This is a genomic window from Caballeronia sp. ATUFL_F1_KS39, from assembly GCF_023630985.1.
Classification (GTDB): domain Bacteria; phylum Pseudomonadota; class Gammaproteobacteria; order Burkholderiales; family Burkholderiaceae; genus Caballeronia; species Caballeronia zhejiangensis.
In genome coordinates, this window is sequence record NZ_JALQDZ010000052.1 from 82,860 (window position 1) to 107,108 (window position 24,249).

At 63.2% G+C, this 24,249-nt stretch carries 20 protein-coding genes; 7 read left to right on the plus strand and 13 right to left on the minus strand.

Going from position 1 to position 24,249, the window contains the following annotated elements; translation table 11 throughout:
• Positions 1 to 310: 310 nt before the first annotated feature.
• The 3 genes from NCR93_RS26470 (at position 311) to NCR93_RS26480 (ending at position 4,272) form a co-directional block, all read left to right on the plus strand.
• Positions 311 to 1,843 (plus strand): complex I subunit 4 family protein, encoded by a 1,533-nt coding sequence (locus NCR93_RS26470; RefSeq protein ID WP_175981419.1) that lies wholly within the window; start codon positions 311 to 313, stop codon positions 1,841 to 1,843.
• A 164-nt stretch (positions 1,844 to 2,007) separates the two neighbouring features.
• Positions 2,008 to 3,312, plus strand: coding sequence for a dicarboxylate/amino acid:cation symporter (locus NCR93_RS26475; RefSeq protein WP_008347015.1), 1,305 nt, complete (start codon positions 2,008 to 2,010; stop codon positions 3,310 to 3,312).
• Between the two features lie 12 nt (positions 3,313 to 3,324).
• A complete protein-coding gene (locus NCR93_RS26480; protein WP_008347016.1) occupies positions 3,325 to 4,272 on the plus strand; it encodes an amino acid ABC transporter substrate-binding protein in 948 nt (315 codons plus the stop codon).
• A 13-nt stretch (positions 4,273 to 4,285) separates the two neighbouring features.
• Here the strand turns inward: NCR93_RS26480 and NCR93_RS26485 are convergent, their stop codons facing one another.
• From NCR93_RS26485 to NCR93_RS26505, 5 genes are all read right to left on the minus strand, one after another.
• Entirely contained in the window at positions 4,286 to 5,938 is a 1,653-nt protein-coding gene (locus NCR93_RS26485; RefSeq protein ID WP_175981417.1) for an ATP-binding protein, read from the minus strand.
• Between the two features lie 127 nt (positions 5,939 to 6,065).
• A complete protein-coding gene (locus NCR93_RS26490; protein ID WP_051996395.1) occupies positions 6,066 to 7,589 on the minus strand; it encodes a sensor domain-containing diguanylate cyclase in 1,524 nt (507 codons plus the stop codon).
• A 120-nt stretch (positions 7,590 to 7,709) separates the two neighbouring features.
• Positions 7,710 to 8,849 carry an acyl-CoA dehydrogenase family protein gene (locus NCR93_RS26495; RefSeq protein ID WP_175981415.1) on the minus strand — a complete coding sequence of 380 codons (1,140 nt, stop codon included), beginning with the start codon at positions 8,847 to 8,849 and terminating at the stop codon, positions 7,710 to 7,712.
• Between the two features lie 12 nt (positions 8,850 to 8,861).
• Positions 8,862 to 10,052, minus strand: coding sequence for an acyl-CoA dehydrogenase family protein (locus NCR93_RS26500; RefSeq protein ID WP_175981413.1), 1,191 nt, complete (start codon positions 10,050 to 10,052; stop codon positions 8,862 to 8,864).
• A gap of 35 nt (positions 10,053 to 10,087) precedes the next feature.
• Complete coding sequence (locus NCR93_RS26505; protein WP_175981411.1) at positions 10,088 to 12,217, minus strand: 3-hydroxyacyl-CoA dehydrogenase NAD-binding domain-containing protein; 2,130 nt, start codon at positions 12,215 to 12,217, stop codon at positions 10,088 to 10,090.
• Positions 12,218 to 12,342: 125 nt separating this feature from the next.
• Between NCR93_RS26505 and NCR93_RS26510 the strand changes: the two genes are divergently transcribed.
• On the plus strand, positions 12,343 to 13,248 hold the full coding sequence (locus tag NCR93_RS26510) for a LysR family transcriptional regulator (protein ID WP_175981409.1): 906 nt from the start codon (positions 12,343 to 12,345) through the stop codon (positions 13,246 to 13,248).
• 10 nt (positions 13,249 to 13,258) lie between these two features.
• Here NCR93_RS26510 and NCR93_RS26515 read toward each other — a convergent pair whose 3' ends face one another.
• A complete protein-coding gene (locus NCR93_RS26515; RefSeq protein ID WP_175981407.1) occupies positions 13,259 to 14,107 on the minus strand; it encodes a DMT family transporter in 849 nt (282 codons plus the stop codon).
• A gap of 156 nt (positions 14,108 to 14,263) precedes the next feature.
• Between NCR93_RS26515 and NCR93_RS26520 the strand changes: the two genes are divergently transcribed.
• On the plus strand, positions 14,264 to 15,133 hold the full coding sequence (locus NCR93_RS26520) for a LysR family transcriptional regulator (protein WP_008347029.1): 870 nt from the start codon (positions 14,264 to 14,266) through the stop codon (positions 15,131 to 15,133).
• On the opposite strand, the gene NCR93_RS26525 is transcribed toward NCR93_RS26520, so the two are convergent.
• Positions 15,125 to 16,111, minus strand: a complete 987-nt coding sequence (locus NCR93_RS26525) for an FkbO/Hyg5 family chorismatase (protein ID WP_239295247.1) — start codon at positions 16,109 to 16,111, stop codon at positions 15,125 to 15,127. The two genes, NCR93_RS26520 and NCR93_RS26525, sit on opposite strands and share 9 nt — an antisense overlap.
• Before the next feature lie 3 nt (positions 16,112 to 16,114).
• Positions 16,115 to 16,381 (minus strand): YlcI/YnfO family protein, encoded by a 267-nt coding sequence (locus NCR93_RS26530; protein ID WP_033536447.1) that lies wholly within the window; start codon positions 16,379 to 16,381, stop codon positions 16,115 to 16,117.
• A gap of 171 nt (positions 16,382 to 16,552) precedes the next feature.
• On the opposite strand from NCR93_RS26530, the gene NCR93_RS26535 reads away from it, so the two are divergent.
• Positions 16,553 to 18,739, plus strand: coding sequence for a hybrid sensor histidine kinase/response regulator family protein (locus NCR93_RS26535; RefSeq protein ID WP_239295246.1), 2,187 nt, complete (start codon positions 16,553 to 16,555; stop codon positions 18,737 to 18,739).
• A 16-nt stretch (positions 18,740 to 18,755) separates the two neighbouring features.
• Here NCR93_RS26535 and NCR93_RS26540 read toward each other — a convergent pair whose 3' ends face one another.
• The 4 genes from NCR93_RS26540 to NCR93_RS26555 form a co-directional block, all read right to left on the minus strand.
• Complete coding sequence (locus NCR93_RS26540) at positions 18,756 to 18,965, minus strand: hypothetical protein (protein ID WP_008347038.1); 210 nt, start codon at positions 18,963 to 18,965, stop codon at positions 18,756 to 18,758.
• A 104-nt stretch (positions 18,966 to 19,069) separates the two neighbouring features.
• A complete protein-coding gene (locus tag NCR93_RS26545) occupies positions 19,070 to 20,308 on the minus strand; it encodes a multidrug effflux MFS transporter (RefSeq protein WP_175981403.1) in 1,239 nt (412 codons plus the stop codon).
• A 141-nt stretch (positions 20,309 to 20,449) separates the two neighbouring features.
• On the minus strand, positions 20,450 to 21,199 hold the full coding sequence (locus NCR93_RS26550) for a DUF2278 family protein (protein WP_175981401.1): 750 nt from the start codon (positions 21,197 to 21,199) through the stop codon (positions 20,450 to 20,452).
• A gap of 41 nt (positions 21,200 to 21,240) precedes the next feature.
• Positions 21,241 to 22,053: a CHAD domain-containing protein gene (locus NCR93_RS26555; protein WP_008347044.1), complete on the minus strand. Its 813-nt coding sequence runs from the start codon at positions 22,051 to 22,053 to the stop codon at positions 21,241 to 21,243.
• Positions 22,054 to 22,240: 187 nt separating this feature from the next.
• Here NCR93_RS26555 and NCR93_RS26560 point away from each other — a divergent pair, with 187 nt between their 5' ends.
• The gene (locus NCR93_RS26560) at positions 22,241 to 22,603 is read left to right on the plus strand and encodes an NUDIX hydrolase (protein ID WP_175981399.1); all 363 of its coding nucleotides are present in this window, start codon (positions 22,241 to 22,243) and stop codon (positions 22,601 to 22,603) included.
• A gap of 29 nt (positions 22,604 to 22,632) precedes the next feature.
• Here the strand turns inward: NCR93_RS26560 and NCR93_RS26565 are convergent, their stop codons facing one another.
• Positions 22,633 to 24,231 carry an MFS transporter gene (locus NCR93_RS26565; protein ID WP_008347047.1) on the minus strand — a complete coding sequence of 533 codons (1,599 nt, stop codon included), beginning with the start codon at positions 24,229 to 24,231 and terminating at the stop codon, positions 22,633 to 22,635.
• Positions 24,232 to 24,249 lie beyond the last annotated feature (18 nt).

The following is a 24,249-nucleotide window of genomic DNA, read 5'->3' on the forward strand; positions in this document are numbered from 1 at the left end:
GGCTTCCGGCAAATCAGGGCAAGCCCGAAGCGAACGAACGATTCATTCACGTCGACGTGCCGCCGAGCCGGAATCGGTAAAAAAGTCAAGGTCGTTCGGCGCAATGAATTTGATACGCCGCAATGCACAAAAAACTATTCTTTTGAGTTATCCTCGTTAACCCTTAGGAATACGCCTAAGTCATTCGGGCTGCGCGCCGGATTCAAGCCTCCGCGCACTCGTCCTGCCTTACATTCCACTGTCAGCGCCTTCCCAGCGAGCACGTTTCTTCGCGTGCTGGCCGTGCTTTGCGCCCGATTTCGACCGAGCTATGCATCTGCCGTCAGTTCTCAGTTTTCTTATCTGGATTCCAGTGGTGTCGGGCATCTTCGTGCTGACGTTCAGCGCCTCCGCGACGCTCTCGCGCGCCGTCGCCCTGTTCGGCGCGATTCTCAGCCTGTTGCCCGTCGTGCCGCTGCTCTCCCGCTTCGACGCGTCGTCCAGCGCGATGCAGTTCGTCGAGCGCGTCGAGTGGCTGCCGCAGTTCGGCATTTCGTACCATCTGGGCGTCGACGGCATTTCGCTGTGGTTCACGGTGCTGACGGCCGTCACCACGCTCATCATCTTCGTCGCGTCGTGGCGCTCGGTCACGAAGCAGGTCGCGCAATACTACGGCGCGTTCCTCGTGCTGTCGGGCTGCATGCAGGGCGTGTTCGCGTCGCTGGATGGCATGCTGTTCTTCGTGTTCTTCGAGGCTTCGCTGATTCCGCTGTATCTGCTGATCGGCACGTGGGGCGGCGAGCGGCGCGTGTACGCGGCGATTCGCTTCTTCTTTTTCTCGCTGCTCGGCTCGCTTGCAATGCTGGCCGCGCTCGTTTATCTGTGGACGCAGGCGCATACCTTCGATATCGACGCATGGCGCAACCTGAAGCTCGGCTTCACGCCGCAGATCGTCGTCTTCGTCTGCTTCCTCGCGGCGTTTTCGGTCAAGGTGCCGATGTGGCCGGTCCACACCTGGCTGCCCGACGTGAACTCGGAAGGTCCGACGGGCGCGGCGGTGCTGCTCGGCATGCTGAAGATCGGCGGCTACGGCATGTTGCGCTACGTGTTGCCGATCGTGCCCGACGCATCGCACTTCTTCGCCCCGGCGATGATCGCGCTGTCGCTCGTCGCGGTGATCTACGGCAGCCTCGTCGCGCTCGCGCAGACGGACATGCGCAAGCTGCTTGCCTACTCGGCAGTCGCGCACATGGGTCTCGTGACGCTCGGCCTCTTTACCTTCGACCGCCTCGGCACCGAAGGCGCGGTCGTGCAGATGCTGTCGTACGGCATCGTGTCCGGCGCGATGCTGCTGTGCACCGGCGTGCTCGTCGAGCGCACGAAAAATGGCTCGATCGATGCGTACGGCGGCGTCGCCACCACGATGCCCCGCTTCGCGGTCTGCGCGATGCTGTTCGCGATGGCCAATGTCGGCCTGCCGGGCACCTCGGGTTTCGTCGGCGAGTTTCTAGTGTTGATGGGCGCGATCCGCCTGAACTTCTGGATCGGCGCGGCTGCGGCCACGTCGCTGATCCTGAGCGCGGCCTATACGCTGTGGATGGTCAAGCGCGTGATTTTCGGCGCGGTGAAGAACGAGCGCGTCGCCGGTCTGCGCGATCTCGGCAAGCGCGAACTCGTGCTGTTCGGCGCGATGGCCGTGCTGGTGCTGGGTATCGGCGTGCATCCGAAGACCTTCACGGACGCGATGGGCCCGTCCGTCGAAAGACTGCTCGCGGCGGCGCAAAGCTCGACGCTGCCCGACGACGGCAGCGCGCCGTCCTACAACGCGCGCCGCGAAGCGGTTTCGGAGCGCACGCCGGGCTGAGTTCCGGCAAAGATGGAACTACGCCGCTAACATTTCGAGTGTTCGCGGACACACGCCGCGGCGCCGCTCTATACTGAGCGGCGCCGCGTTCGTTTTTGCATCGCCTGATCCATCCGAAATTCGCCATTGCATTCGTTCGATATGCAGTCAATGGAGGCCTGGACATGAAGAAGAACTCCGCAGCCATCTGGATTCTCGGCGCGATGGTCATCGGCATAGTGGTTGGCTACATGATCTTCACGAGCTTTCCCGACAAGAAGACCGCCACGGAGATCGCCGGCTACATCTCCCTCGTGTCCGACGTGTTCCTGCGCCTCATCAAGATGCTGATCGGGCCGCTCGTGTTCTCCACACTGGTCGTCGGCATCGCGCACATGGGCGACGCCGCCTCGGTCGGACGCGTATTCGCCAAGGCGCTCGGCTGGTTCCTCACCGCGTCGCTCATTTCGCTGCTGCTCGGCCTCGTGATGTCGAACTTGCTCAAGCCCGGCGATAACCTCGGCTTGCCGCTTCCCGACATCGGCGCATCGGCGAATCTCGCGACATCGAAGTTCACGCTGAAAGACTTCGTCAGTCACATGGTGCCGCGCTCGTTTGCCGAAGCGATGACCAACAACGAGATCCTGCAGATCGTCGTGTTCTCGATGTTCTTCGGCGTCGCGCTCGCCGCGCTCGGCGAACGCGGCAAGATCCTGCTCGCCGCGATCGATCAGCTATCGCACGTCATGCTCAAGATCACCGGCTACGTGATGAAGCTCGCGCCGCTCGCCGTGCTCGCCGCGATGGCCGCGACCGTCGCGGTCAACGGGCTGACGATCCTTCTGAAGTTCGCGGTCTTCATGGCCGACTTCTATATCAGCCTCTTTCTGCTGTGGGGCCTGCTCGTGCTCGCGGGCTTCCTGTTCCTGCGGCGGCGCGTGTTCAAGCTGCTGTCGCTCATCAAGGAAGCGTTCATGCTTTCGTTCGCGACCGCGAGCTCGGAGGCCGCGTATCCGAAGATCCTCGACGCGCTCGATCGTTTCGGCGTGAAGCGCAAGATCTCCAGCTTCGTGATGCCGATGGGCTACTCCTTCAACCTCGACGGCTCGATGATGTATTGCACGTTCGCGACGCTCTTCATCGCGCAGGCGTACGGCATTCATCTGCCGATCAGCACGCAGATCACGATGCTGCTGATCCTCATGCTGACATCGAAAGGCATGGCCGGCGTGCCGCGCGCGTCGCTGGTCGTGATCGCGGCCACGCTCAATCACTTCAACATTCCCGAGGCGGGACTGCTGCTGATTCTCGGCGTCGATACCTTCCTCGACATGGGGCGCTCGGCGACCAACGCCGTCGGCAATTCGATCGCGAGCGCGGTCGTCGCGAAGTGGGAAGGCGAGCTGCTGACGGAATCGGAGGCGGCGAAGAATGCGGCGCGCATCGAGGCCGAACAGGACGCGTCGCTCGCGCATCCCGCGCAGGTCTGACGGAGACGAGCCATGAAGACGCAGCGCTTCTGGTCGGCGCTGGCTGCGGCCAGCCTGATCGCGATCGCTCCGAACGCGCGCGCGGCCGACGACGTGCAGACACCGCCGCCCGACAACGACGCCTACGCGCCCGCGACGCTGACCGGCACGCTCGCCAAGGCGCGCGACACGGGCACGATCGCGATCGGCTATCGCGATGCCTCAGTGCCGTTCTCGTATCTGAACGCGCGCAAGGAGCCGATCGGCTATTCGATCGAACTCTGCAAGTCGATCGTCGCCGCGATCGGCAATGCGGTGCACAAGAACCTGAACATCCGGTGGGTGCCCGTGACGCCGGAGAATCGCATCGAAGCGGTCGTCGATGGCCGTGTCGATCTCGAATGCGGCTCGACCACGAGCAACGTCGAGCGGCAGAAACGCGTGGCCTTTTCGCCGATCTTCTTCGTGGCCGGCACCAAGGTGATGGTCAGGAAAGGGTCGCCGATCCGCTCGTTTCGCGATCTCGCGGGCAAGAAGGTCGCGGTGACGGCAGGCACGACGAACGAGAAGGCGCTGCGCGATCTCGACCGGAAGTTCGCGCTCGGCCTGCAGTTGCAGATCGTGCCGGATCACGCGGAAGGCTTCGCGCGCGTCGCGAACGGCGAGGCCGATGCCTTCGCCACCGACGACGTGCTGCTCTACGGCCTCATCGCGGAGAACGCGGCGAAGGGCGGCGCGTATCAGGTGATCGGCGATTATCTGTCGTATGACCCGTACGGCATCATGTATCGCAGGGACGATCCCCAGCTTGCGCAAGTCGTGAAGGATACGTTCCAGAACCTCGCCGCCGATGGCGAAATCGAGCGTCAATACAAGCGCTGGTTCCTGCAACGTCTGCCGTCGGGAAAAAGCCTCGACATGCCGATGAGCGCGCAACTCGAGAGCATCATCGAGTCGATGGCGGGCGGCGAGGCGCAGTAGCGCGCGGGCGTCCTTACTCGTCGACGAGCTGGCGCACGCGCGCGGCCAGCGTTTCGATCGCGAACGGCTTGGTCAGCACTTGCATGCCGGGCTTCAGGCGTCCATTGCCGATCACCGAATTCTCCGCATAGCCGGTGATGAAGAGCACTTTCAGATCGGGACGCGCCTCGCGCGCCGCATCGGCCATCTGGCGTCCGTTCATGCCGCCGGGCAAGCCGACATCGCTGATGAGCAGATCGATCCGCACATTCGACTGCAACAGCTTGAGGCCCGCGATGCTGTCGGCGGCTTCGATCACCGCGTAGCCGGCCTCTTCCAGCACATCGACGATAAGCATGCGAACGCTCGGTTCATCGTCGACGACGAGCACGGTTTCGCCCGACTCCGCGCCGGAGATCGGCGATGCGGATTGATCGGCGGCATCGTCATCGACACCGCCATAGAAGCGCGGCAGATAGATGCAGACCGTCGTGCCCTGCCCGACTTCGGAATAGATCCGAACCTGGCCGCCCGATTGCTTCGCGAAGCCGTAGATCATCGATAGACCGAGGCCCGTGCCCATGCCGATCGGCTTGGTCGTGAAGAACGGATCGAACGCATTCGCGATGACATCGGGCGTCATGCCGGTGCCGGTATCCGTCACGCACAGCGACAGGAACTGGCCTTCGGGCATGTCGTGGCTTTGGGCCGCGCGGTGGTCGATCCACTTGTTGGCCGTTTCGATGGTGATGCGCCCGCCATCGGGCATCGCGTCTCGTGCATTGATGCACAGGTTGAGCAGCGCGTTTTCCAGTTGTCCCGAATCGACGAGCGCGGGCCACAGGCCCGTCGCGCCGACAGACTCCACCTTGATGCCCGGGCCGACCGTGCGCTGGATCAGCTCGGTCATGCCGTTGACGAGCGCGTTGACGTCCGTGGGACGCGGATCGAGCGTTTGCCGCCGCGAAAACGCCAGCAGCCGATGCGTCAGCGCCGCCGCGCGCCGCACCGCGCCTTGCGCCGCGACGACGTATTTGTCGACCTCCGCGATCCGTCCTTGGCTCAGCCGAATGCCGAGCAACTGCAGCGAGCCCGACACGCCCGCCAGCAGATTGTTGAAGTCGTGCGCGAGGCCCCCCGTCAACTGACCGACCGCTTCCATCTTCTGCGCCTGACGGAGTTGTTCTTCCGCGCGCATCAATTCCGCCGTGCGCTCGGCGACGCGCTGCTCCAGCGTTTCGTTGAACGCGCGCAGCGACGCGATCGCGCGATCGCGTTCTTCCTCCGCTTTCTTGCGCGCGGAGATGTCGCGAAAGAGGATCGACACTTGCCGCAGGCTGGGCGGTTCGACGCGCGACGCCGACACCTCGATATGCCGCCCCGCCGACAGAAAGTAGCGCTCGAAACGCGCGGTCGCGCCGGTGCGCAGAACGTCGCCGTAGATTTCGACCCAGCCGTCGGCATCGGTCGGATCGATCTCGCGCAAGGTCTTGCCGACGATGTCGCGAATGCCCGAGTGCCGCTCGTATCCCGGATTGGCTTCGACGTGCAGATAATCGCTGAGCGGTCCGTGCGGGCCATCGATGAATTCGATGATGCAAAAGCCGTCATCGATCGCGTTGAAGAGCGTGTGGTAGCGCGCCAGCGTGGCGAGGCGGCGGGCTTCGGGATCGGGCGTTTGGGTCATCGGAAGGGTTCGGGTCGGTCGCGTCGTGGGCGGGCGGCCCGCGCGGCGTCGAGAGCTTACGGCAAAACAAGCATTTTGCGTGCACGCACATGCCCGGCCGTTGCGCGACGAACTTTCGTCCACCGTCTCAGACGAAACTTGCCTGCATGATGCGGTTGCGCCCGCGCGCTTTCGCATCGTAGAGCGCCTCGTCGGCCGCGCGAATGAGCGCGCTTACGTCGTCGTCGCGTTCCGGCCGCCAGCTCGCGAGACCGATGCTCGCCGTGACGCGGCCGAACTCGCTGCCCGCGTGCTCGATCGACAGATCGCTGATGGCCGCGCGAATCTTCTCGGCGATTTTCGCGGCGCCGTCGGCGGGCGTGTCGGGCAATACGACGACGAACTCCTCGCCGCCGTAGCGCGCGGCGGTATCGACGGGCCGCCGTATGTTGTCGCCGATGCAGCGTGCGACGGCCGCGAGCGCGTCGTCGCCGGCCTGATGGCCGTAGGCATCGTTGAAGGCCTTGAAGCGGTCGATATCGACGAACAGCAGCGAAAAGAGACTGCGCGTGCGGCGCGCCCTGCGCCATTCCTGATCGAGAATCTCGCCCAGCGTGCGGCGATTGTGCAGCCCGGTGAGTCCATCGGTGCGCGCGAGCAACTGTAGCTCCGACTCCGCGCGCATGCGCCGCCTGAATTGCGCGGCGAGCACGAACGACAACGCGATGAATCCGATAGCGAGCACGCCCATCGACGAGCCGATGATGATCGCGCGCCGCCGCCATGCCGCGTAGATGTCCTCTTCTCCTTCGGCCACCATGATGATGAGCGGCAGATTCGGGAAGTTGCGGAAGTAGTAGAGGCGGCGCCTCCCGTCGATCGACGATGTTTCGCTGAAGCTGCCCTGCTCCGCCGCCCGAAATTTCTTGAAGGTATCGGCCTGGCTGATGTCGCGGCCGATCACGCGCGGATCGAACGGCTGACGCATGATCATCAGGCCGTCGTGATTGATGAGCGACACCGCGCCGTGCGGCCCGAGCGAAAGCCCCGCGAAAAGATTGCGGAAGTATTCGAGGTTGATGGCGAGCATCGCGACGCCCGCGAAGGACCCGTCGGGACGCGAGAGTCTGCGGCTCAACGCGATGCTGGGCGCGCCGCCGCGCAATCGCGACGCATACGGGCCGCTGATGTAAAGCCCGGCGTCTGGCCGGTCGCGTTGGACCGTGAAATAGCCGCGATCCGCGAAATCGCCCGGCCGGGGCACGAGGCTGCCCGAATCGATGATGATCTTGCCGTTCTCGTCGAGCACGAGGATCGACCCGAGATCGCGCGCTGTGGCCGCCCGGTCGAACAGCACGTCGTTGCGCAGGCGGGGCGGAAGGCTCATTACGTCGTCGCGTTCGACGCCTTCGACGACCGCTTGCAGCGACAGTTCGTAGAGTTCGAAATTGCGCTCGATGTCGCGCTCGGCGAGCAACGCGAGATTGCGGGACGTGTCGCGCGCGCGATCGAGCGCATCGACCCGGCCCTGATACAGGACCAGCGCGCAAAGCGCCACCATGAGAAGCGCGATGAGCGTGCCGCACAGCACGATGACGTTCGGCGTCGAGCTTCGCGCGCGTGCCGGGGCGGGTGCGTTGAGACTCGGGTTGTAGATATTTTCGGTTGCCACTATCTGGAGGTCCGGGAACCTGGCTCGCGAGTTTATCTGTTGCTCTACATGGTCCTTGGGTTGCGAGCTAGGGCGTCATTGTCTCCTATTTGTATGATCCCGGCTTGAAGTAGTGAAGCTTCAGCGAAGCGCCCCCCGCCCCAGCGCGATATACCGCGCGAGATGATGATCCTCATCGCCCAATTGATGATCGATCATCACGAGCCGCTTCGCGTAATGAGCAAGCGGCAGCTCCCACGTCATGCCGATGCCGCCATGCATCTGAATGGACTCTTCCGCGACGAGCGTGCCGATGCGCCCGACCGAATGCTTCGCCGCCGACAACGCTCGCTCGCGCGCAACACCCGATGCGCCGACCGCCGCCGCCGCATTGATCGCAGCGGAACGCGCCTGCTCGATCTCGAGCAGCACATCGGCCATGCGATGCTGCAACGCCTGAAACGCGCCGATCGGCACGCCGAACTGCCTACGCGTGCGCAAATATTCGAGCGTGTGCTCCTTCGCGACATCCATCGCGCCGACCGCTTCCGACACGAGCGCGACGAGACCATATCCGATCGCATGCGTGAGCGTCGCGTAGGCATCGCCTTCATTGCCGACGAGCGCATTGGCATCGAGCGTCACATTTTCGAGCGATACTTCCGCCACGCGTCCGCCATCGATCTTGCGATAGCCGCGCATCTTCACGCCCTGCACATCGCGCGGCACGATAAAGAGCGAAATGCCCGCTTCGTCGTACTCGTTGCCCGACGTGCGCGCCGACACGAGCAGCACGTCCGCATGTTCGCCCTGCTGCACGACGCCCTTCGCGCCGTTGAGCATCCATCCATCGCCATGCCGGGTCGCGCGCGTGTTCGCGCGTGCAAGCTCGTAGTGCGAGCCGGGTTCGTCATGCGCGAATGCTGCGATCGCCGTCCCGTCGATCATGCTCGCAACGATCTCGCGCTGCCGCTCATCGCCCGCGAAGGCAAGTGCGCGCCCGACGATCAACGTATCGAGAAACGGTTCGACGACGAGCCCGCGACCGAGCGCTTCGAACACGACGGACACATCGAACCCGTCGCCGCCGAAGCCGCCGATCGATTCATCGAAGAACGCGCCGACGATGCCAAGCTCGCAAAACCGTCGCCACATATCGCGGCTGAAGCCCTCTTGCGAACGCGCGATCCTGTCGCGCACATCGAAGCCATATTGCTCGGCGATGAAGCGGTTCAGCGAATCCGCGAGCATACGCCGGTCTTCCGTGTGCTGGAAATTCATCGTGCGCGTCCTTTAAAGACCGAGGATCATCTTCGAGATGATGTTCTTCTGTATTTCGTTTGAGCCGCCGAAGATCGACAGCTTGCGATTGTTGAAGTACTCCGACGCCGCATCTGATAGTTCGGCATCCTTGTCATCTTCGAATGCTTCGTCTATCAACGGCTGCGCGTACGGACCCATCGCGCGACGCATCAGCGAAGAGATTTCCTGGCGAATCTCCGTGCCGCGAATCTTCAGCATCGAGCTTTCCGCGCCTGGCGCGCCGCCGCCCGCGACCGCCGCGATCACGCGCAGATTCGTCGTCTTCATGTTCTCCAGATCGATCTCGACACGCGCGAGACGCGCGGCGAACAAAGGATCGTCGATGAGCGCGCGGCCGTTGCATTGCACCTTGCCCGCAACAGCCTTCAGCCGGCTCAGCGCGGCCACTGAAAAGCCCACGCCCGCGATGTTCGTGCGCTCGTAGGTCAGCAGATACTTCGCATACGTCCAGCCCTTGTTCTCCTCTCCGACGAGATTCGCAACGGGCACGCGCACGTCCGTGAAGAACACTTCGTTGACTTCGTGCTCGCCGTCGAGCGTGATGATCGGACGCACGTCGACGCCCGGCGTATTCATGTCGATGAGCAGAAAGCTGATGCCTTCCTGCTTGCGCGCATCCTGCGACGTCCGTACGAGACAGAAGATCATGTTCGCGAAGTGCGCGAGCGTGGTCCACGTCTTTTGTCCGTTGACGATGTAATACTCGCTGCCGTTCTCCATCGTGCGAACGGCTGTCGTACGCACCGATGCGAGATCGGAACCCGCGCCCGGCTCCGAATAGCCCTGACACCACCAGTCCGAGCCATCGAGAATACGCGGCAGCCAGTGACGCTTCTGCGCCTCGCTCCCGTATTTGATGAGCACCGGCCCGAGCATGTTCACACCGAAAGGCACGATGCGCGGCGCGCCCGCAATCGCACATTCGTTCTCGAAGATGAACTTCTGCACCGCGGTCCAGCCCGGGCCGCCATACTCCTTCGGCCAGTGATTCGCGAGCCAGCCTTTTGCGTTGAGCGCGGCGTGCCATTGCGCCATGTCGTCGCGCGTCAGGCGCTCGCCCGTGCGCGCCTTCTGCGCAACATGCTCTGGCAGCGATGTGCGCAGAAACGCTAGGACTTCGGCGCGAAAGGCTTCTTCGTCTGCGTTGAATGTCAGGTCCATGACTGCGATTCCATGAGTGATTGAAAGGCCACGCGTCAGGCCGTCTGATTCAGGCTCGCGAAATTCCTCCCGCGCGCCACGAGATCGACGATCAACGGCGACGCGCGCCAGAAGAGCGGATCTTCCTGCGCGAATGCGCGGATATCTGCGAGCACGTTGTCGAGACCCACGGTATCGGCATAATGCATCGGGCCACCGCGATAGCGCGGGAAACCGAAGCCGTGCATCAACGTGGCATCGACATCGAGCGGACGTTGCGCAATGCCTTCGTGCACGATATTCGCGCCCTCGTTGATCATCGCGGCCAGGTAGCGGCGCACGATCTGCTCATCGGTGAATGGTCGCGGCTTGACGCCCGCACGCTCGCGCTCGGCATCGATGATCGACTCGACTTCCGCATCCGGCGTGCCCGTGCGCGCACCGTCTTCGTAACGATAGAAACCGCGTCCCGTTTTCTGGCCGAACCAGCCGCGCTCGCACAGTTCATCGCCGATACGCACGTAACGCGCGTTCGAATCGCGCGTCGCGGCGCGGCGCTTTCTCGCGGCCCAGCCGATATCGCCGCCAGCCAGATCGATGACCTGATACGGTCCCATCGGAAAGCCGAAGTCGCGCACGGCCCGATCGATCTGATACGGCGACGCGCCGTCTTCCATCAGATGATCCGCCGCCGCGCGATACACCGCGAGCATGCGATTGCCGATGAATCCATCGCACACGCCCGCACGCACCGCCACCTTCTTCAGCTTCTTCGCGAGTTCGAAACCGGTCGCAACGACATCGGCGCTCACGCGCGCGGGCACGACCACTTCGAGCAGCTTCATGATGTTCGCGGGCGAAAAGAAGTGCAGCCCGAGCACGTCCTGCGGACGCGAGATGCTCGCCGCGATCTCGTCGATGTCGAGATACGACGTGTTCGTCGCGAGCACCGCGCCCGGCTTGCACACGCGATCGAGTTGCGCGAACACGGCCTTCTTCGCGGCCATGTCCTCGAACACGGCTTCGATGACGAGATCGGCATCGGCGAGCGCGTCGTATTTCGTGTCGCCATGAAAGCGTTGCAGCGCGCGTGTTTTCGATTCGTGCGTCAGGCGGCCCTTCGCGATCAGCGCGTCGTACACCTTCTCGACATGCGCGCTTCCGCGTTCGAGCGAGGCTTCGTCGCGCTCGATCATCGTCACCGCGAGACCCGCGTCGAGCAGCGCGACGGCGATGCCCGCACCCATCGTGCCGCCGCCGATCACACCGATGCGATCGAGCGCGCGCGGCTGTGCGTCGCGCGTTTCGGGCGACTTCTGCGTTTCGCGTTCGACGAAGAACGCATGCACGAGACCCGCGCGTTGCGGGCTCTCGCGGCATTCGAGGAATTGCTCGCGTTCGAAGCGCAAGCCTTCGTCGAAGGGCAGATTCAACGCCGCTTCCACGCAATCGACGATCTTCAGCGGCGACAGCAATCCGCGCGACTTCTTCCGCGTCTCGGCGCGCGCGGCGGCGATCGCTGCCACGCTCGCTTCCTTGTCCGCGAGTCCGCGCGCGTTCTTCGTGCGGCGCGGCGCGGCCTTCGTCGCGATGAGTTCGTGCGCGAAAGCAAGGCCTTCGGCGAACACGTCGTCGCTCTGGCCGACGCGGTCGACGAGACCCAGACGCAGCGCTTCCTCCGCGCCGATGTGACGGCCACTCAACATCATCGACAACGCGGCCTGTGCGCCGATCAGACGCGCCGAGCGCTGCGTGCCGCCCGCGCCCGGCAAGAGTCCCAGTTGCACTTCGGGCAGGCCGAGCTTCGCGCCGGCGACCGCTATCCGGTAATGCGACGCCAGCGCGACTTCGAGTCCGCCGCCAAGCGCCGCGCCGTGTATCGCCGCGACGACGGGCTTCTCGCAACGCTCGATGCGGTTGCACACGTCCGGCAACGACGGCGGCACAGCGGGCTTGCCGAACTCGCGAATGTCCGCGCCCGCGATGAAGTTCCGGCCTGCGCCGACGATCAGCACCGCGCGCACGGAGGCATCTGCATCGGCGGCTTCGATTGCATCGATGAGACCGCGCCGCACGGCAGCGTTGAGTGCGTTGACGGGCGCATGGTCGATCGTCACGACAAGGACGCTGCCGCGTAATTCGTGTTGAACCGCGGATGCGGTTTCGGGCGCGCTCGAAAGCGTCATGGATGAAGTCTCCTGAGTCGATGTTCCTGTTTTACCTGGCAGCATTCTCGCGGGGACAGGCATCCTTGACAATCACAGGCTCGATTGACAGACTGTCAAATCTCTTTTGACAATCGAGCCATGCCGTGGACGTCAACGAGCTGACGCTGCTGGTCGAAATCCTCGATGCGGGCAATCTGAGCGAAGCGGCGCGCCGCCTCAAGATGACGCGCGCGAATGTCAGCTATCACCTGAATCAGCTCGAAAAGTCCGTCGGCTTGCAGCTCGTGCGGCGAACCACGCGACGCGTCGAGCCGACCGAGCTCGGCCTCAAGCTCTACGAGCACGGCCGTTCGATCCGCAACGCGCTTTTCGCGGCGCAGGAATCGGTATCGACGCTCGGGCAAGGATTGCAGGGGCGCGTGAGGTTATCGGTGCCGAGCGGTTATGGACAGCTCGTGATGTCGGAATGGCTGATCGCGTTCAAGCGCGAGTACCCGGATATCGTGCTCGACGTGATGTTCGAAAACCGCGTCGAAGACCTGCTGCGCGACGAAGTCGATATCGCCGTGCGCGTGATGCCCGAGCCGCCGCCGAGTCTCGTTGCGCGCGACATGGGGCCGGTGCGGTACGTCGCGTGTGCATCGTCCGCGTATGCCGAAACGCACGGCATGCCCACGCGGCTCGAGCAACTGGGCGTCGTGCCGGTGATCACCGCGACGGTCGTCGGCAAGCAGACGCGCGTCGCCGCCTATCTCGACGATGAACGTCACGAAGTGCTCCTCGAACCGAGCCTCATCTCCGAGAACTTCCTGTTTTTGCGCGATGCGATCCTCGCGGGTCTCGGCGTCGGCATCGTGCCGGATTACGTCGTGTCGGAAGACATGCGGCGCGGCGCGATCGTCACCGCGCTCGACGAATGGCGGCTCAGCATCTTCGGCACGCACATGTACATGCTCTACATGCCGAACCGGCATCACACGCGCGCGACGCTGGCGTTCATCGAGTTCATGCTCGACCGCGCGCGAATGGCGGGGCGCGGGCGTCATTGAAGCATCTGAGTCACGCCTTGCGGACGCGCTCCGCAAAGCCTATCGCCACCGACATCAACGCAATGCCCGTCATCTGCGCGCCGCTCAAACGCTGATCGAAAACCAGCCAGTCGATGACGATGGCCACCGCCGGATAGATGAACTGAAGCACGGCGACGCGCGCGGTGTCGAGCCGCGCCATGCCGATATACATCAGTGTGTACGCAAAGCCCGTGTGAATCAGCCCGAGGCCCGCGAGCCACGCCCACGACATGCCCCATGCGGGCCACCCGTGCTGCATCGGCCAGATCCATAACGACAGCGTGCCGATGGCGCACTGCCACCACGCGAGCACGCCCGCAGGCAGATCGCGCAGCCGTCGCGCGGTGATCGTCACGCCCGCCATGCACAGCGAACCGGCCAGACATGCGGCCACGCCCGTCCAGTACGCGGGCTGCAGAGAGCCGTCCGACGCGTGTCCGGCGATGCCCGTCGCGAGCACGAGTCCGCACATCGCGACTGCCACGGCCATGACGCGCTGCCCGCCGATCGCCTCTTTGAGCCACAACGATGCGAATAGCAGCACCCACATCGGCTGCATATGAAACAGAACGATGGCGACGCCCGCCGATATGCGCTCGACCGCGCTGAAGAAGAGCGCCCAGCTCGACACCATCAGCAGGCTCGCCGCGAGCACCCAAAGAACGTTGCTGCGCGTGAGGCGCAGAAAGCGGGTCTGTCCGCGCGAGATGAGCCACGCGCTCATGCCCAGAAGCCCGAAAGCGCAGCGAAACCATGTCGCGGTCAGCGGATCGGCATTCGCTTCGTGCAGGAAAACACCGATCGTGCCGAGCAGCGCGCAGCCGACGATAAAGGGCAACGCGCCTGCCGCAGATCGTGCTTCACTGCGCGCGGTTGTACGGGAAGAGGATGACGCGTTCGTGTTCATGCCCCAAGTGTGTGCCGCGATCGATAGAACGAAAAGCGCATAATTCGAAGATCATCCATTCGATTTTCGAAATCTCCGATCAGACCCATGAAACAACACGATTTGCAGATGGACTGGCTCAAGTGCTTCGTCGCCGTCGTCGATGCGGGTTCGCTGTCGAGCGCGGCGGGCGAAGTGCATCGTTCGCAATCGGCGGTGAGCATGCAATTGAAGAAGCTCGAAAGCGCGCTCGGATTGCGGCTCATCGAACGCGGCTCGCGCGCGCTCGAACTGACTCACGACGGGCAAACGCTGCTCGGCTATGCACGGCGCATTCTCGATCTGCATGCCGAGGCGCAGGTCGCGCTTCAGGGCGAGCAACTCACCGGCCGCGTGCGCCTCGGCGTGCCCGACGACTACGCGGCCAAATATCTGACACCCGTGCTGAAGCGCTTTGCGCCGCGGCACAGCGGCGTCGAGATCGAGTTGATCTGCGAGCAATCGACATCGCTGATTCCGCGCATCGCGAATAGCGAGCTCGATATCGCGCTCGTATCGCGCGATCACGGCCGGCGCGGCACGCTGCTGTTCCATGAGCCGATGGTCTGGGTCGGCGCGGCGCAATTCGAATTATGGAGACGCGATCCGTTGCCGATCGCCGTCTATGAAAGCGCGAGCCTCGCGCGGCGCAGCGCGATTCATTCGCTCGCGCAGCAAGGCCGCCGCTACAAGGTGGTCTACAACAGTTCGAGTCTGGCCGGGCAGATTGCCGCCGTCGAAAGCGGTCTCGCGGTCGCGGTGCTGACGCAATGCAGCGCGCCGGACCATCTCCGCATTCTGGGCAACGATGAAGGCCTGGGTCCGCTCGAACCGATGGAAGTCGCTGTCTATCGCAGTCGCGATTCGCGCGGCTCCAAAGCGGTGGACGGCCTGTATAGCCTCCTCGTGAAGACGCTCAGGCAATCGGCGTCAGTCTGATCGACGACGATATGAAGCAATGCCCTCGATCTCGACGAGCAGATCGGCGCGGCAGATATCGGCCTTGACATAGCGGATGTTCGCATCCGCATGAAACGCGGTCTGCGCGAGTTCCATCACGCGCGGCAAGTCCGCCGCATGACGGTAATACACCTTGATCTGATCGAGGTCGCGCAGCGTATAGCCGCCGCTCACGTTCTGCGCTTCGAGATTCTCGATGCCGATCAGATGCGCGATATTGCCGATCGCGACATGCCATTGCTTGTCGAGATCGCCTTCGTGCACGGTCTCGTGTCCGAGAATGCTCGCGGTGCCCGAGACGTACAACGTATCGTCCAACAAGGTGCCGCGCGCGAAGCTCGGCGACTTCGGACCGTATCGCTGCGGATATTCATACGCGGGCGTTTGTCGCGAGTTCTCGATATGCCGCGGCGAATTTGCGCGGCACGCCAGAAAATAGAAGCCGACGCCATCGCCCGACGTGCCGATGCCGGTCGCCGCCGGCATACCCGATGCGCCCGTGTAATCCTGCTCGAACGCGATGGCGCGTCCACGGCAGAAATCGCGATACACCTCGAGCCCTTCCCGATTCGCCCCGTTGATGTGCGGGATGAAGTTCCACATGCGGAAAATCTTCGGGAAGTCCAGCTCGCCGACGAGCGCGAACGCATCGCCATACGCTTGTCGCGTGGCTTCGGTATAGCGGCCGGACGACGCGATGAAGCCCGCGCAAAAGAGAAACTCGTCGTCGTGCGCGAAGACGAGATCGTTGAAGCGTCCGCTGCGGATCGGCCCGTTGCCTGTCCAGATTTCGGCGAAGCCGTCGTGAGAGTCGTCGCACATCGCGAGGCGCAGCGTCGGCACACCGCTTTCGATGCACGGCCCGCCGCTCGCCGCACCGAAGACGATGCGCGCGAGCACATCGTCTTCGCATGTCGCGTCATGCGCGATGAAGCGCGATCGGGGCGTCGCCATCATCGATCATTCATCGGCCTGATCGCCGAAGAGGTCCGCGGTCGAGACGCGATCCTGCTGCAACGGCGGCAACGCACCGCTCCTCACTTGTTCGAGCACGTCCGGCGGCAGCCAGGTTTCTTCCATTGCGCCGATGCCGTTCTCGATCATCTGCTGGAGGAAGAACGATTGCTTGCGCCCCGTCACTTCCGCCAGAAGTCGCAGCCGTTGTTCGAATTGTGGATCGACCCGCACTGCGACCACCTTCAGCTTGTTTTCGGCGGTCCTTCTCACTGCATGCTCCTGTTACGTTCGTTGCGCGCCGCGAGCGGGCGCGCGCATGCGGTGCTTATACCACAGCCTGATTGCGCGACGACCGATGCGCACTCATGCATGGCGATGACAGACCTGCGTGCTACCATCGAAACGAGCGTTTCGGCGCTCGCGCACGCCTTGCAACGCGCCATGAACGAATCTGAAGAACACTCCGCTTCGGGCACCGCAGAGACCCTGCCCTCTCTGCCACCGCTCGACTTTCGCGCGGCGCGCAGACGGCTCTTCGCTGCACTCGTTGCGTCGATCGTCATTCCCTTCGCATTTTTCTGCCTGTACGGTTACTACACTTACGGACGCACATTCGCCGAAACCGGCGAGTCGCTCGAACGGCTCGTGCGTATCGTCGACGAAAAGGCCAACACCGTTTTCAGCATCAACCGCGAACTGATCTCGCGCATCGACGAGATGCTCGGCAGCGGCGACGCGGATTTCATCGCGCGCAGCCAGTCGGAGCTGCACGACAAGCTCGCGCGTCTCGCGGCGGCTCATGAACAGATCGCGGCGCTCTCCGTGCTCGACAGTCGCGGCAGGCTCGTGCTCAGCAGCCGCTTTTTTCCCGCGCCCGATGTGTCCGTCAGCGATCGTGCGGATTTCATCGCGACGCGCGATACGCATTCGAGCTTTCATGTTTCCATGCCCGAGCGCGGGCGCGTGAAGAACACGGACATCGTCAACACGCTGAGCGCACGCTATGCGAAAGACGGCCGCTTTCTCGGCGAAATCGCGATTGCCGTGCGGCGCGACTATCTGTTCGATTTCTATGGCGAACTCATCGTGAGCGATCCCGCGCTCACGCTCGCGCTACATCGCGACGACGGCGCCGTGCTCGCGCGTTTTCCGCCGGCGTCCGCGCCCAATGCGCCCGATCGCCATTCGGTGCTGGCGAGCGCATTTGCGCAAGGCAAGCCCACGGGTCTGATGCGTTACATATCGCCGCTCGACAACGATGAAAAGCTCGCGGCGTGGCGGCGTGTCGGCGACTATCCCGTCTATGCGGCGGCGGGCTTTTCGATTCATGACGTGCGCCTCGCATGGTGGCGGCGCGATGTATCGATCGCGTCGATCGCACTGATTCCGTGCATCGCGCTGTGGGTGCTGATCGGCTTCTCGCTGCGACGCCTCAAAGCGGAAGAAGCGGCATGGCACAACTGGCGCGGCGAACTTGCGCTGCGCCGCTCGGCCGTCGCGGCCACGCGGCGGCTTCAACGCATGGGCGCGCTCGGCAATCTCGTCGCGAGCGTCGCGCACGACTTCAATAACCTGCTGATGGTCGTCACGTCGAACATGGAACTGGCACGGCGCAAGGGCTTCAACGGCCTGGAAAAGGAAGTCGCGGCGGTGGAGCGCGCATCGAAGAATGCGCAATCGCTCGCACGCCGCCTGCTGAGCGTCGCGCGACGTCAGCCGCTTCAGATGCAGGTCATCCGCCTCGATCGCTGGATGATGGACTCCGAGCCGCTCGTGCGCGCGTCGGTGGGCGACAAGGTCACGTTCGGCTCGCGCGTGCCGCCATCGACGTGGACCGTGCGCGTCGATGCGACGGAGCTGACCTCGGCGCTCATCAACATCGCCGTGAATGCGAAGGACGCGATGCCTCACGGCGGCGACTTTCGCATCGAGTGCAACAACGTGCGTTATACGTCGACGCATGAAGGTCTCGGCGCCGGCGAATACGTCGTGATCTCGTGCAAGGACAGCGGCGTCGGCATGCGCACCGACGTCGCAAAACAAGCGTTCGAACCGCTTTTCACCACCAAGGGCGCGGGCGCCGGGACAGGGCTCGGACTCGCGCAAGTGCTCGCGATGTCCGAGCAGGCGGGCGGCACGGCGCGCGTGAATTCTGCATGGGGCTTCGGCACGACAGTCGACATCTATCTGCCGCACTGGACCGGCGAAGTCGATGCGCCTGCGGATGCGCCGCCTGTGGAGACCGTCGATCGCGAAGCGCCATCGTCCACCGTGCTGATCGTCGAAGACAACGAGGAAGTCGCGGCGGGCCTGTGCGCCGTGATCGACGTGCTCGGCTGGCAAGCGCGCCACGCATCGTCAGGCGATGCCGCGAGACAGATGCTCGAAGCCGGCGATGAATTCGATCTCGTGCTTTCCGACATCCAGATGCCCGGTAGTTACGACGGCATCAAGCTCGCGGAATGGATCAAGTCGACGCGCCCGAATCAGCCGGTCACGCTGATGACGGGTTACGCCGATCAGCTCGACGAGGCGCGCCGCACCGGCTTCACCATACTCGCGAAGCCTTTCAATATCGACGAGTTGCAACGGCTGCTGAACGGCCTGTCGATGCGCGCCGCGCGGTGAGTCTCGTTCGTGCGCTTCAGTGCAGCGGCGATTCTCCGGGCAACTGAAACGCATCCACGGTATAGCCCATGTTGAAATATCCCGCGCGCGCGTAGACGGAAATGTGCTCGAGCTGCTCGGCGCGCGTGGTTTCGCTCGCGGCGTGCGCGTCGTTGGCCGAACGCTCACGCGCACGCTGCGAAGGGCCCGAAAGCGCCTGCCAGTAGTGAGTCAGGAAGTGCGGCATGGCTCGCCTCCTCGATGCATGAACAGCTCGAATCTAAGCCTTCAAAAAGACTTGGACAAACAAGCTTTTCTGCAATGCATTGCAGGCCGCACCGCTTTGGCGCATCAGGCTGCGTCGACGCCTTCCCGCACGGTGCCGGTGGCCTGCGACTGCTCCAGATGGCGCAGCAGCAACGTCACCATCGCGACGACGGTGAACGCGAGAATCACGAAGAACGCCGCGAGGGGCGTGAGAATCTGCACCGACACGAAGCCCGCGAGACCCATCATCACCGACGACACGAGCAAGAGCGAGCAGCCGAGAATCGCCGCGGTAAGGCCCGCGATATGCGGAAAGAGCGAATTGCCCTTTGCCATCAGCGTCGGGTACATCGCGCCGGCGCAGAAGCCCATCACGAGCACCGGCGCGGACAACGTCCATACGGTGAGGCCGACCGTCAGCGAGAGCAGCAGCATGACGACCGATGCGCCCGCCATCACGCGCGCGCCGATGCGCAGCCGTTGCTCCGCGCTCGGCAGACGCGCGCCATGCACGCGGTTCGACAGCCCGCCGAGGAAATACATCATGCCGATGGCGAGCGCGAGATAGCCGAAGTACGTCGGCGGCTTGTGCAGCGTGTTCTGCACCATGAAGGGGCCGACGATGTTGAATACGAGCAGGATGCTGTAGCACAGCCCTTGCGCGAGAAAACAGCTCTGGAAAACGCGGCTCGACAACACCTTGCCCGCATTCGTGAACAGCGTGCGCGGCGCGAGATGCACCGGCTTCTGCAAGGTCTCGCGATAGCGCCATATGAGCGTCCACATCACGATCGAATAGATGAGCAGAAAGACGAGGCACGACTTCCAGCCGAACCATTCCTGCAAGTGCGCGCCGATCACGGGCGCCACGATCGGCGCGAGCCCCCACGCGATCGACATGTAGGTGAACGCGTGCAGCAGCGCCAGGCCCTTGAACGAATCGGTGATGATCGCCTTCGCGAGCAGGTTGGTCGCCGCGATGCCGAAGCCTTGCAGGCACCGCGCGAGCAGGAAGGTTTCGAGGTTCGTCGCCGCGAGCGACAGTAAGCAGCCGAGCGTGAAGACGACGAGCCCGAACGCCAGCACTTTTTTGCGCCCGTACGCATCGGCGATGGGGCCGAAGACCAGTTGACCGATCGCATACGCCGCCATGTAGCCGGAGACGCTCGACTGGATCGCCTGGGGCGACGTGGCGAAGTAACGCGCCATCGCGGGCAACGCGGGCACGTAGATATCGATGGCGAGCTGCCCCGCCGACGCGAACAGGCAAACCAGAAACAGCAGGAATTGCGGGGAATTCTTCGAAGGATGAGCGTGGTTCATGACAACGACGAATGAGCGAAGGCCGGCGGCCTCTGCGGGCCAATCCGGATGGGGATTCATCGTATTGTGCCTGTCATCGCGCGAATCGGCTCAAAGCCCTCGTCGCGCGTACGTCAACCTGCGCGTTTCCCGCGCGATCGATCACGTCTTGCCATGCAGAATGGGATGCGACTGGCCCGGTATCGGGCGGCCACGGCTGTCGGTCGGCACGAGCTGCGTCTGGAACGCGACGAACAGCGCCTGAAACTTGCCGTCCAATTCGATCATGACCGCGCCGTCCTGAAACACGCCGTTCTCGTTCGAGTGGTCCTTGACATGCGTGCCCTTGCCCGGCTTCGGGTTGCCCTGATTCATATGCGTCTCGTGCAGCCCGTCCTTCCCCGGCTCGAACAGGAAGCCAAAGCCATAGACGGTCACGTCTTTCGTCGGCTTCCATCCGAGGCGATCGTCGCTATAGCTCGGCGTTTCATAGACGTAATCGACGCCGTTCGCCGACATGTCCAGTTGCAGCATCTCGTTGAGAAGCGCATTGATATCGTTCTTCTCGTCCTTGGTGTCGAGCGGGATCGGGCGCATCGCGTCGAGATCGACGAGTCGCGAATCGTGCACGTAATCGAGCTTCGGGAAGTTCGCTGTCGACACACCCGCCGACAGCTTGTCGAGATCGGCCGTCATCGGATGATCGAAGTATCGATTCCAGACATACAGCACGAGATAACCCGCTGGCCCCGTCAGCGAGCTATCGGATTTCACGTTGGTGACGATGTCGAATGGCTTGCCGTTCGCGTCCTCGCTGACGATCACGTAATGCGGATCGCCCTTATAGCCCTGAAGAAAGGGGACGCCGAGCTTGACCGTGCCCTTGAAGACAACGTATTCGTTGCGCGCCATGATGACAACATCCTTTCGGCCGATATGCGATCACGACGATATCAACGAATCGCTTTTCTCGCAGCTTTGAAGCGATGTTTCTGCTCCGCCTTCAGCGCACGTAACGCGTGCTTTTCGCTGGCATCGTCGGCGAATTCGCCTCGTGAATTCGAAAGCAAATCGCGGCTCGCAACGACATCGTTCAACGCGCCGAAGCGCTTTTGAAGCCGCTTGAGGCTCTTCACCTCGGCGCGCAGTTTCGCCGGGATATCCGGCTCGAAAAACTCGATCAGATAACGCACCTTCTTTCCCGCCTTGCGCACTTCGTGATACGCAGCATAGTCTGACTGTTTCGCGCGCAACGCCCGCTTGATGCGCTTCTTCAGCTGACTGCGCGCCGCGCCGATGCGCTTCTTCGCGAACCGTTCGACCGGCACGCGTTGCGGTCCCGTGTTGAGCTGATGATTCGCTTCCTTCAATCCGCTCAGCAGCACATGCTTCATGTCCGCGTTGGCGAGATTTTCGATGCTCGTCGCGAGCACGTTAGCCCGATGCGCCTTCACCGTTTCGTCGAATCCTTCGACATCGAGTTCATGCAGCAATTCGATCAGAATGTCCCAGTCCCGCGCGCTGCCCGCCGATGTCGCGAGATACCTGAACAGGGCGCGCTGACGCGTATCGAATTCTTCGTCCAGCAAAGGCCGGTATGCCCAGAACAAAGTGCGCAGCCTGCGCAACGCAACACGCAGCTTGTGAAGCACTTCCGGGTCCGTGTTTCCGTCGAGCGTGGCAGCGTGCTGCATCGCCTCGTCGATCAGCGGCGACGCGAGATCGCCGAATCTGGCTTCGGCCGTGATGCGCGTTCGATCGTCCATGATCGCTCCCTGTTACCGAATGACCCGGTTACGCAACATGCATACCCGCTGCGCGGGGCGAGCGGAACATGTCTTGCTTCATGCGCAATACGGAAAATGCCGCTGTCATCGGATGCTCCACAATGAAAAAACGGTTGGGTACACTGGGTCCGTTGACAGGACATAGCTTATAGATAACGGAGTCGGTTTGAGGAAGCGAGCCACCGTCATTTGTCGGAAGGGCAACCGGATACTTCTGGTGGCGCGACGTCGCACCAAGTGGGCGCTGCCCGGCGGCATGCTCAAGCGAGGCGAGCATCTTTCGGACGCCGCGCTTCGCGAACTCAAGGAAGAAACGCGTCTCGCGGGCAAGTCGGCAAAATTCCTGTTTCAGCATCGTGGAAGGCAGAAGCACCATCACGTCTTCTTCTGCGATGTGCCGAAGAACGCGAAGCCGCGCGCGAGCAATGAAATCTCTCGCTGCCGCTGGGTTCATATGTCGGAAATTTCACGACTCGCGACCAGCGAGCCGACGAGACACATTGTGAAGGCGCTCGGCGGCAAACGCTGACACCGTTTCGCATGGTCGTTCGGCAAACGTCACGCGCTTTGTCCTTTCGCATCGCCATAATCGACGCGCACCGCAGGCACGAACCACGCGAGACAGAGGCCGACGAACGCCGCCATCGCGGCGACCACGAGCCCGACGTGAATCGACGCGACGAGCGCCATGCGCGCCGAGTGCATCATCGTCATCGCATCGGCCGCTTGGCCCGCCGCGACGAGGCGTTCGATCAGCGCAGACTGTTCCGCACGGTCGATCAGCAGGTCCGGGCTCGCGAACGATTTGAGCCACTGCGTCGCCTGATACGAATCGAGCGGACGATGCACGTTTTGCGCATAGAGATGCCCGAGCAGCGCGCCGGTGATCGCGGTGCCCAGCATGCCGCCGAAAATGCGCAGCGATTGCAGCAACGCCGTGACCGCGCCGATCTGCTCGCGCGCGACGATCTGTTGCGAGCAGATGGTGAGATTCGTCGCGACGAGCCCGAGACCGAGTCCGCTCGCGCCCATGCACGCCATCCAGACGGCATGCGGTTCGTGACCATCGAGCGAGACGAGCGCGAGACAGCCGGCCACGGAAAGCGCGAAGCCCGCATACATCAGCACGTTCGCACGCGGGATGCGCGTGACGATGCGGTTGTTGATCATGCTGCCGACGGTCGTGCCGAGCAGCAGCGGCGTGATGAGCATGCCCGAATCGTGCGGCGACATGCCATAGCCGCCCTGAAACAGCAGCGGAATGTAGAAGGCCATCGAGAAGAGCGCGAAGCCGCCGAGCACGGAGATCGCGAAAAGCGCGGCGAGCTTGCGGTCCATCAGCACGTCGACGGGCACGACGGGATAGCCCATGCGCTTTTCCCAGAAGTACAGTGTCGCGCCGAACAGGAGCGTGACGAGCGCAAGCACGATCGTCGTGCGCGAGACGCCTTCTTTCGGCAGCAGTTCGATCAGCAGTTGCAATGCGCCGAGCGTCACCGCGACGACGCACGCGCCGAGCCAGTCGAGCTGAATCCGTCCACGCGTCTTCGCATGATGCAGGTTCGGCACGAACATCAGCACGAACATTAGCGAGACGATGCCGATTGGCACGTTGACGAAAAACACGAGCCGCCAGCCGCGCATCTGCGTGAGCATGCCGCCGAGCGTCGGGCCGATCACGTTGGCGACGCCGAACGTCGACGTGACGAGCACGAGCCAGCGCAGACGCAGCTTCGGATCGGGAAAGAGATCGGCGACGGCGGCGAACACCGTGCCGAGCAGAATGCCGCCGCCGATGCCCTGCACGCCGCGCGCAATTACCAGGAACAGCATGCTGTCGGCGAATCCGCACAGCACCGACGCCAGCGTGAACAGCACGATCGCCGCGAGCAGAAACGGCTTTCGTCCGTAAAGGTCGCCGAGCCGCCCGAAGATCGGAATGGTGATGACGGACGCGAGCATGTACGACGTCGCGACCCACGCGTACAGATCGAAGCCCTTGAGTTCGGCGACGATGCGCGGCATCGCGGTCCCGACGATGGTCTGATCGAGCGCGACGAGCATCGTGACGAACGCGATGCCGAGCATCGCGAGCAGCGATTCGCGAAACGGCAGGCGTTGCCGTTCGCGATCGCCGACATCCAGGAACGAGTTCATGACATGCGCGAGCGCGCG

What these genes read in the sequence shown, in the direction of transcription:
- NCR93_RS26485 (WP_175981417.1), bottom strand. Translation starts at nt 5,938, where the DNA reads ATGACCCAAACGCCCGATCCCGAAGCCCGCCGCCTCGCCACGCTGGCG.
- NCR93_RS26545 (WP_175981403.1), bottom strand. Translation starts at nt 20,308, where the DNA reads ATGAACCACGCTCATCCTTCGAAGAATTCCCCGCAATTCCTGCTGTTT.
- NCR93_RS26480 (WP_008347016.1), top strand. Translation starts at nt 3,325, where the DNA reads ATGAAGACGCAGCGCTTCTGGTCGGCGCTGGCTGCGGCCAGCCTGATC.
- NCR93_RS26505 (WP_175981411.1), bottom strand. Translation starts at nt 12,217, where the DNA reads ATGACGCTTTCGAGCGCGCCCGAAACCGCATCCGCGGTTCAACACGAA.
- NCR93_RS26525 (WP_239295247.1), bottom strand. Translation starts at nt 16,111, where the DNA reads ATGATGGCGACGCCCCGATCGCGCTTCATCGCGCATGACGCGACATGC.
- NCR93_RS26540 (WP_008347038.1), bottom strand. Translation starts at nt 18,965, where the DNA reads ATGCCGCACTTCCTGACTCACTACTGGCAGGCGCTTTCGGGCCCTTCG.
- NCR93_RS26475 (WP_008347015.1), top strand. Translation starts at nt 2,008, where the DNA reads ATGAAGAAGAACTCCGCAGCCATCTGGATTCTCGGCGCGATGGTCATC.
- NCR93_RS26555 (WP_008347044.1), bottom strand. Translation starts at nt 22,053, where the DNA reads ATGGACGATCGAACGCGCATCACGGCCGAAGCCAGATTCGGCGATCTC.
- NCR93_RS26565 (WP_008347047.1), bottom strand. Translation starts at nt 24,231, where the DNA reads ATGAACTCGTTCCTGGATGTCGGCGATCGCGAACGGCAACGCCTGCCG.
- NCR93_RS26500 (WP_175981413.1), bottom strand. Translation starts at nt 10,052, where the DNA reads ATGGACCTGACATTCAACGCAGACGAAGAAGCCTTTCGCGCCGAAGTC.
- NCR93_RS26470 (WP_175981419.1), top strand. Translation starts at nt 311, where the DNA reads ATGCATCTGCCGTCAGTTCTCAGTTTTCTTATCTGGATTCCAGTGGTG.
- NCR93_RS26550 (WP_175981401.1), bottom strand. Translation starts at nt 21,199, where the DNA reads ATGGCGCGCAACGAATACGTTGTCTTCAAGGGCACGGTCAAGCTCGGC.
- NCR93_RS26535 (WP_239295246.1), top strand. Translation starts at nt 16,553, where the DNA reads ATGAACGAATCTGAAGAACACTCCGCTTCGGGCACCGCAGAGACCCTG.
- NCR93_RS26495 (WP_175981415.1), bottom strand. Translation starts at nt 8,849, where the DNA reads ATGAATTTCCAGCACACGGAAGACCGGCGTATGCTCGCGGATTCGCTG.
- NCR93_RS26520 (WP_008347029.1), top strand. Translation starts at nt 14,264, where the DNA reads ATGAAACAACACGATTTGCAGATGGACTGGCTCAAGTGCTTCGTCGCC.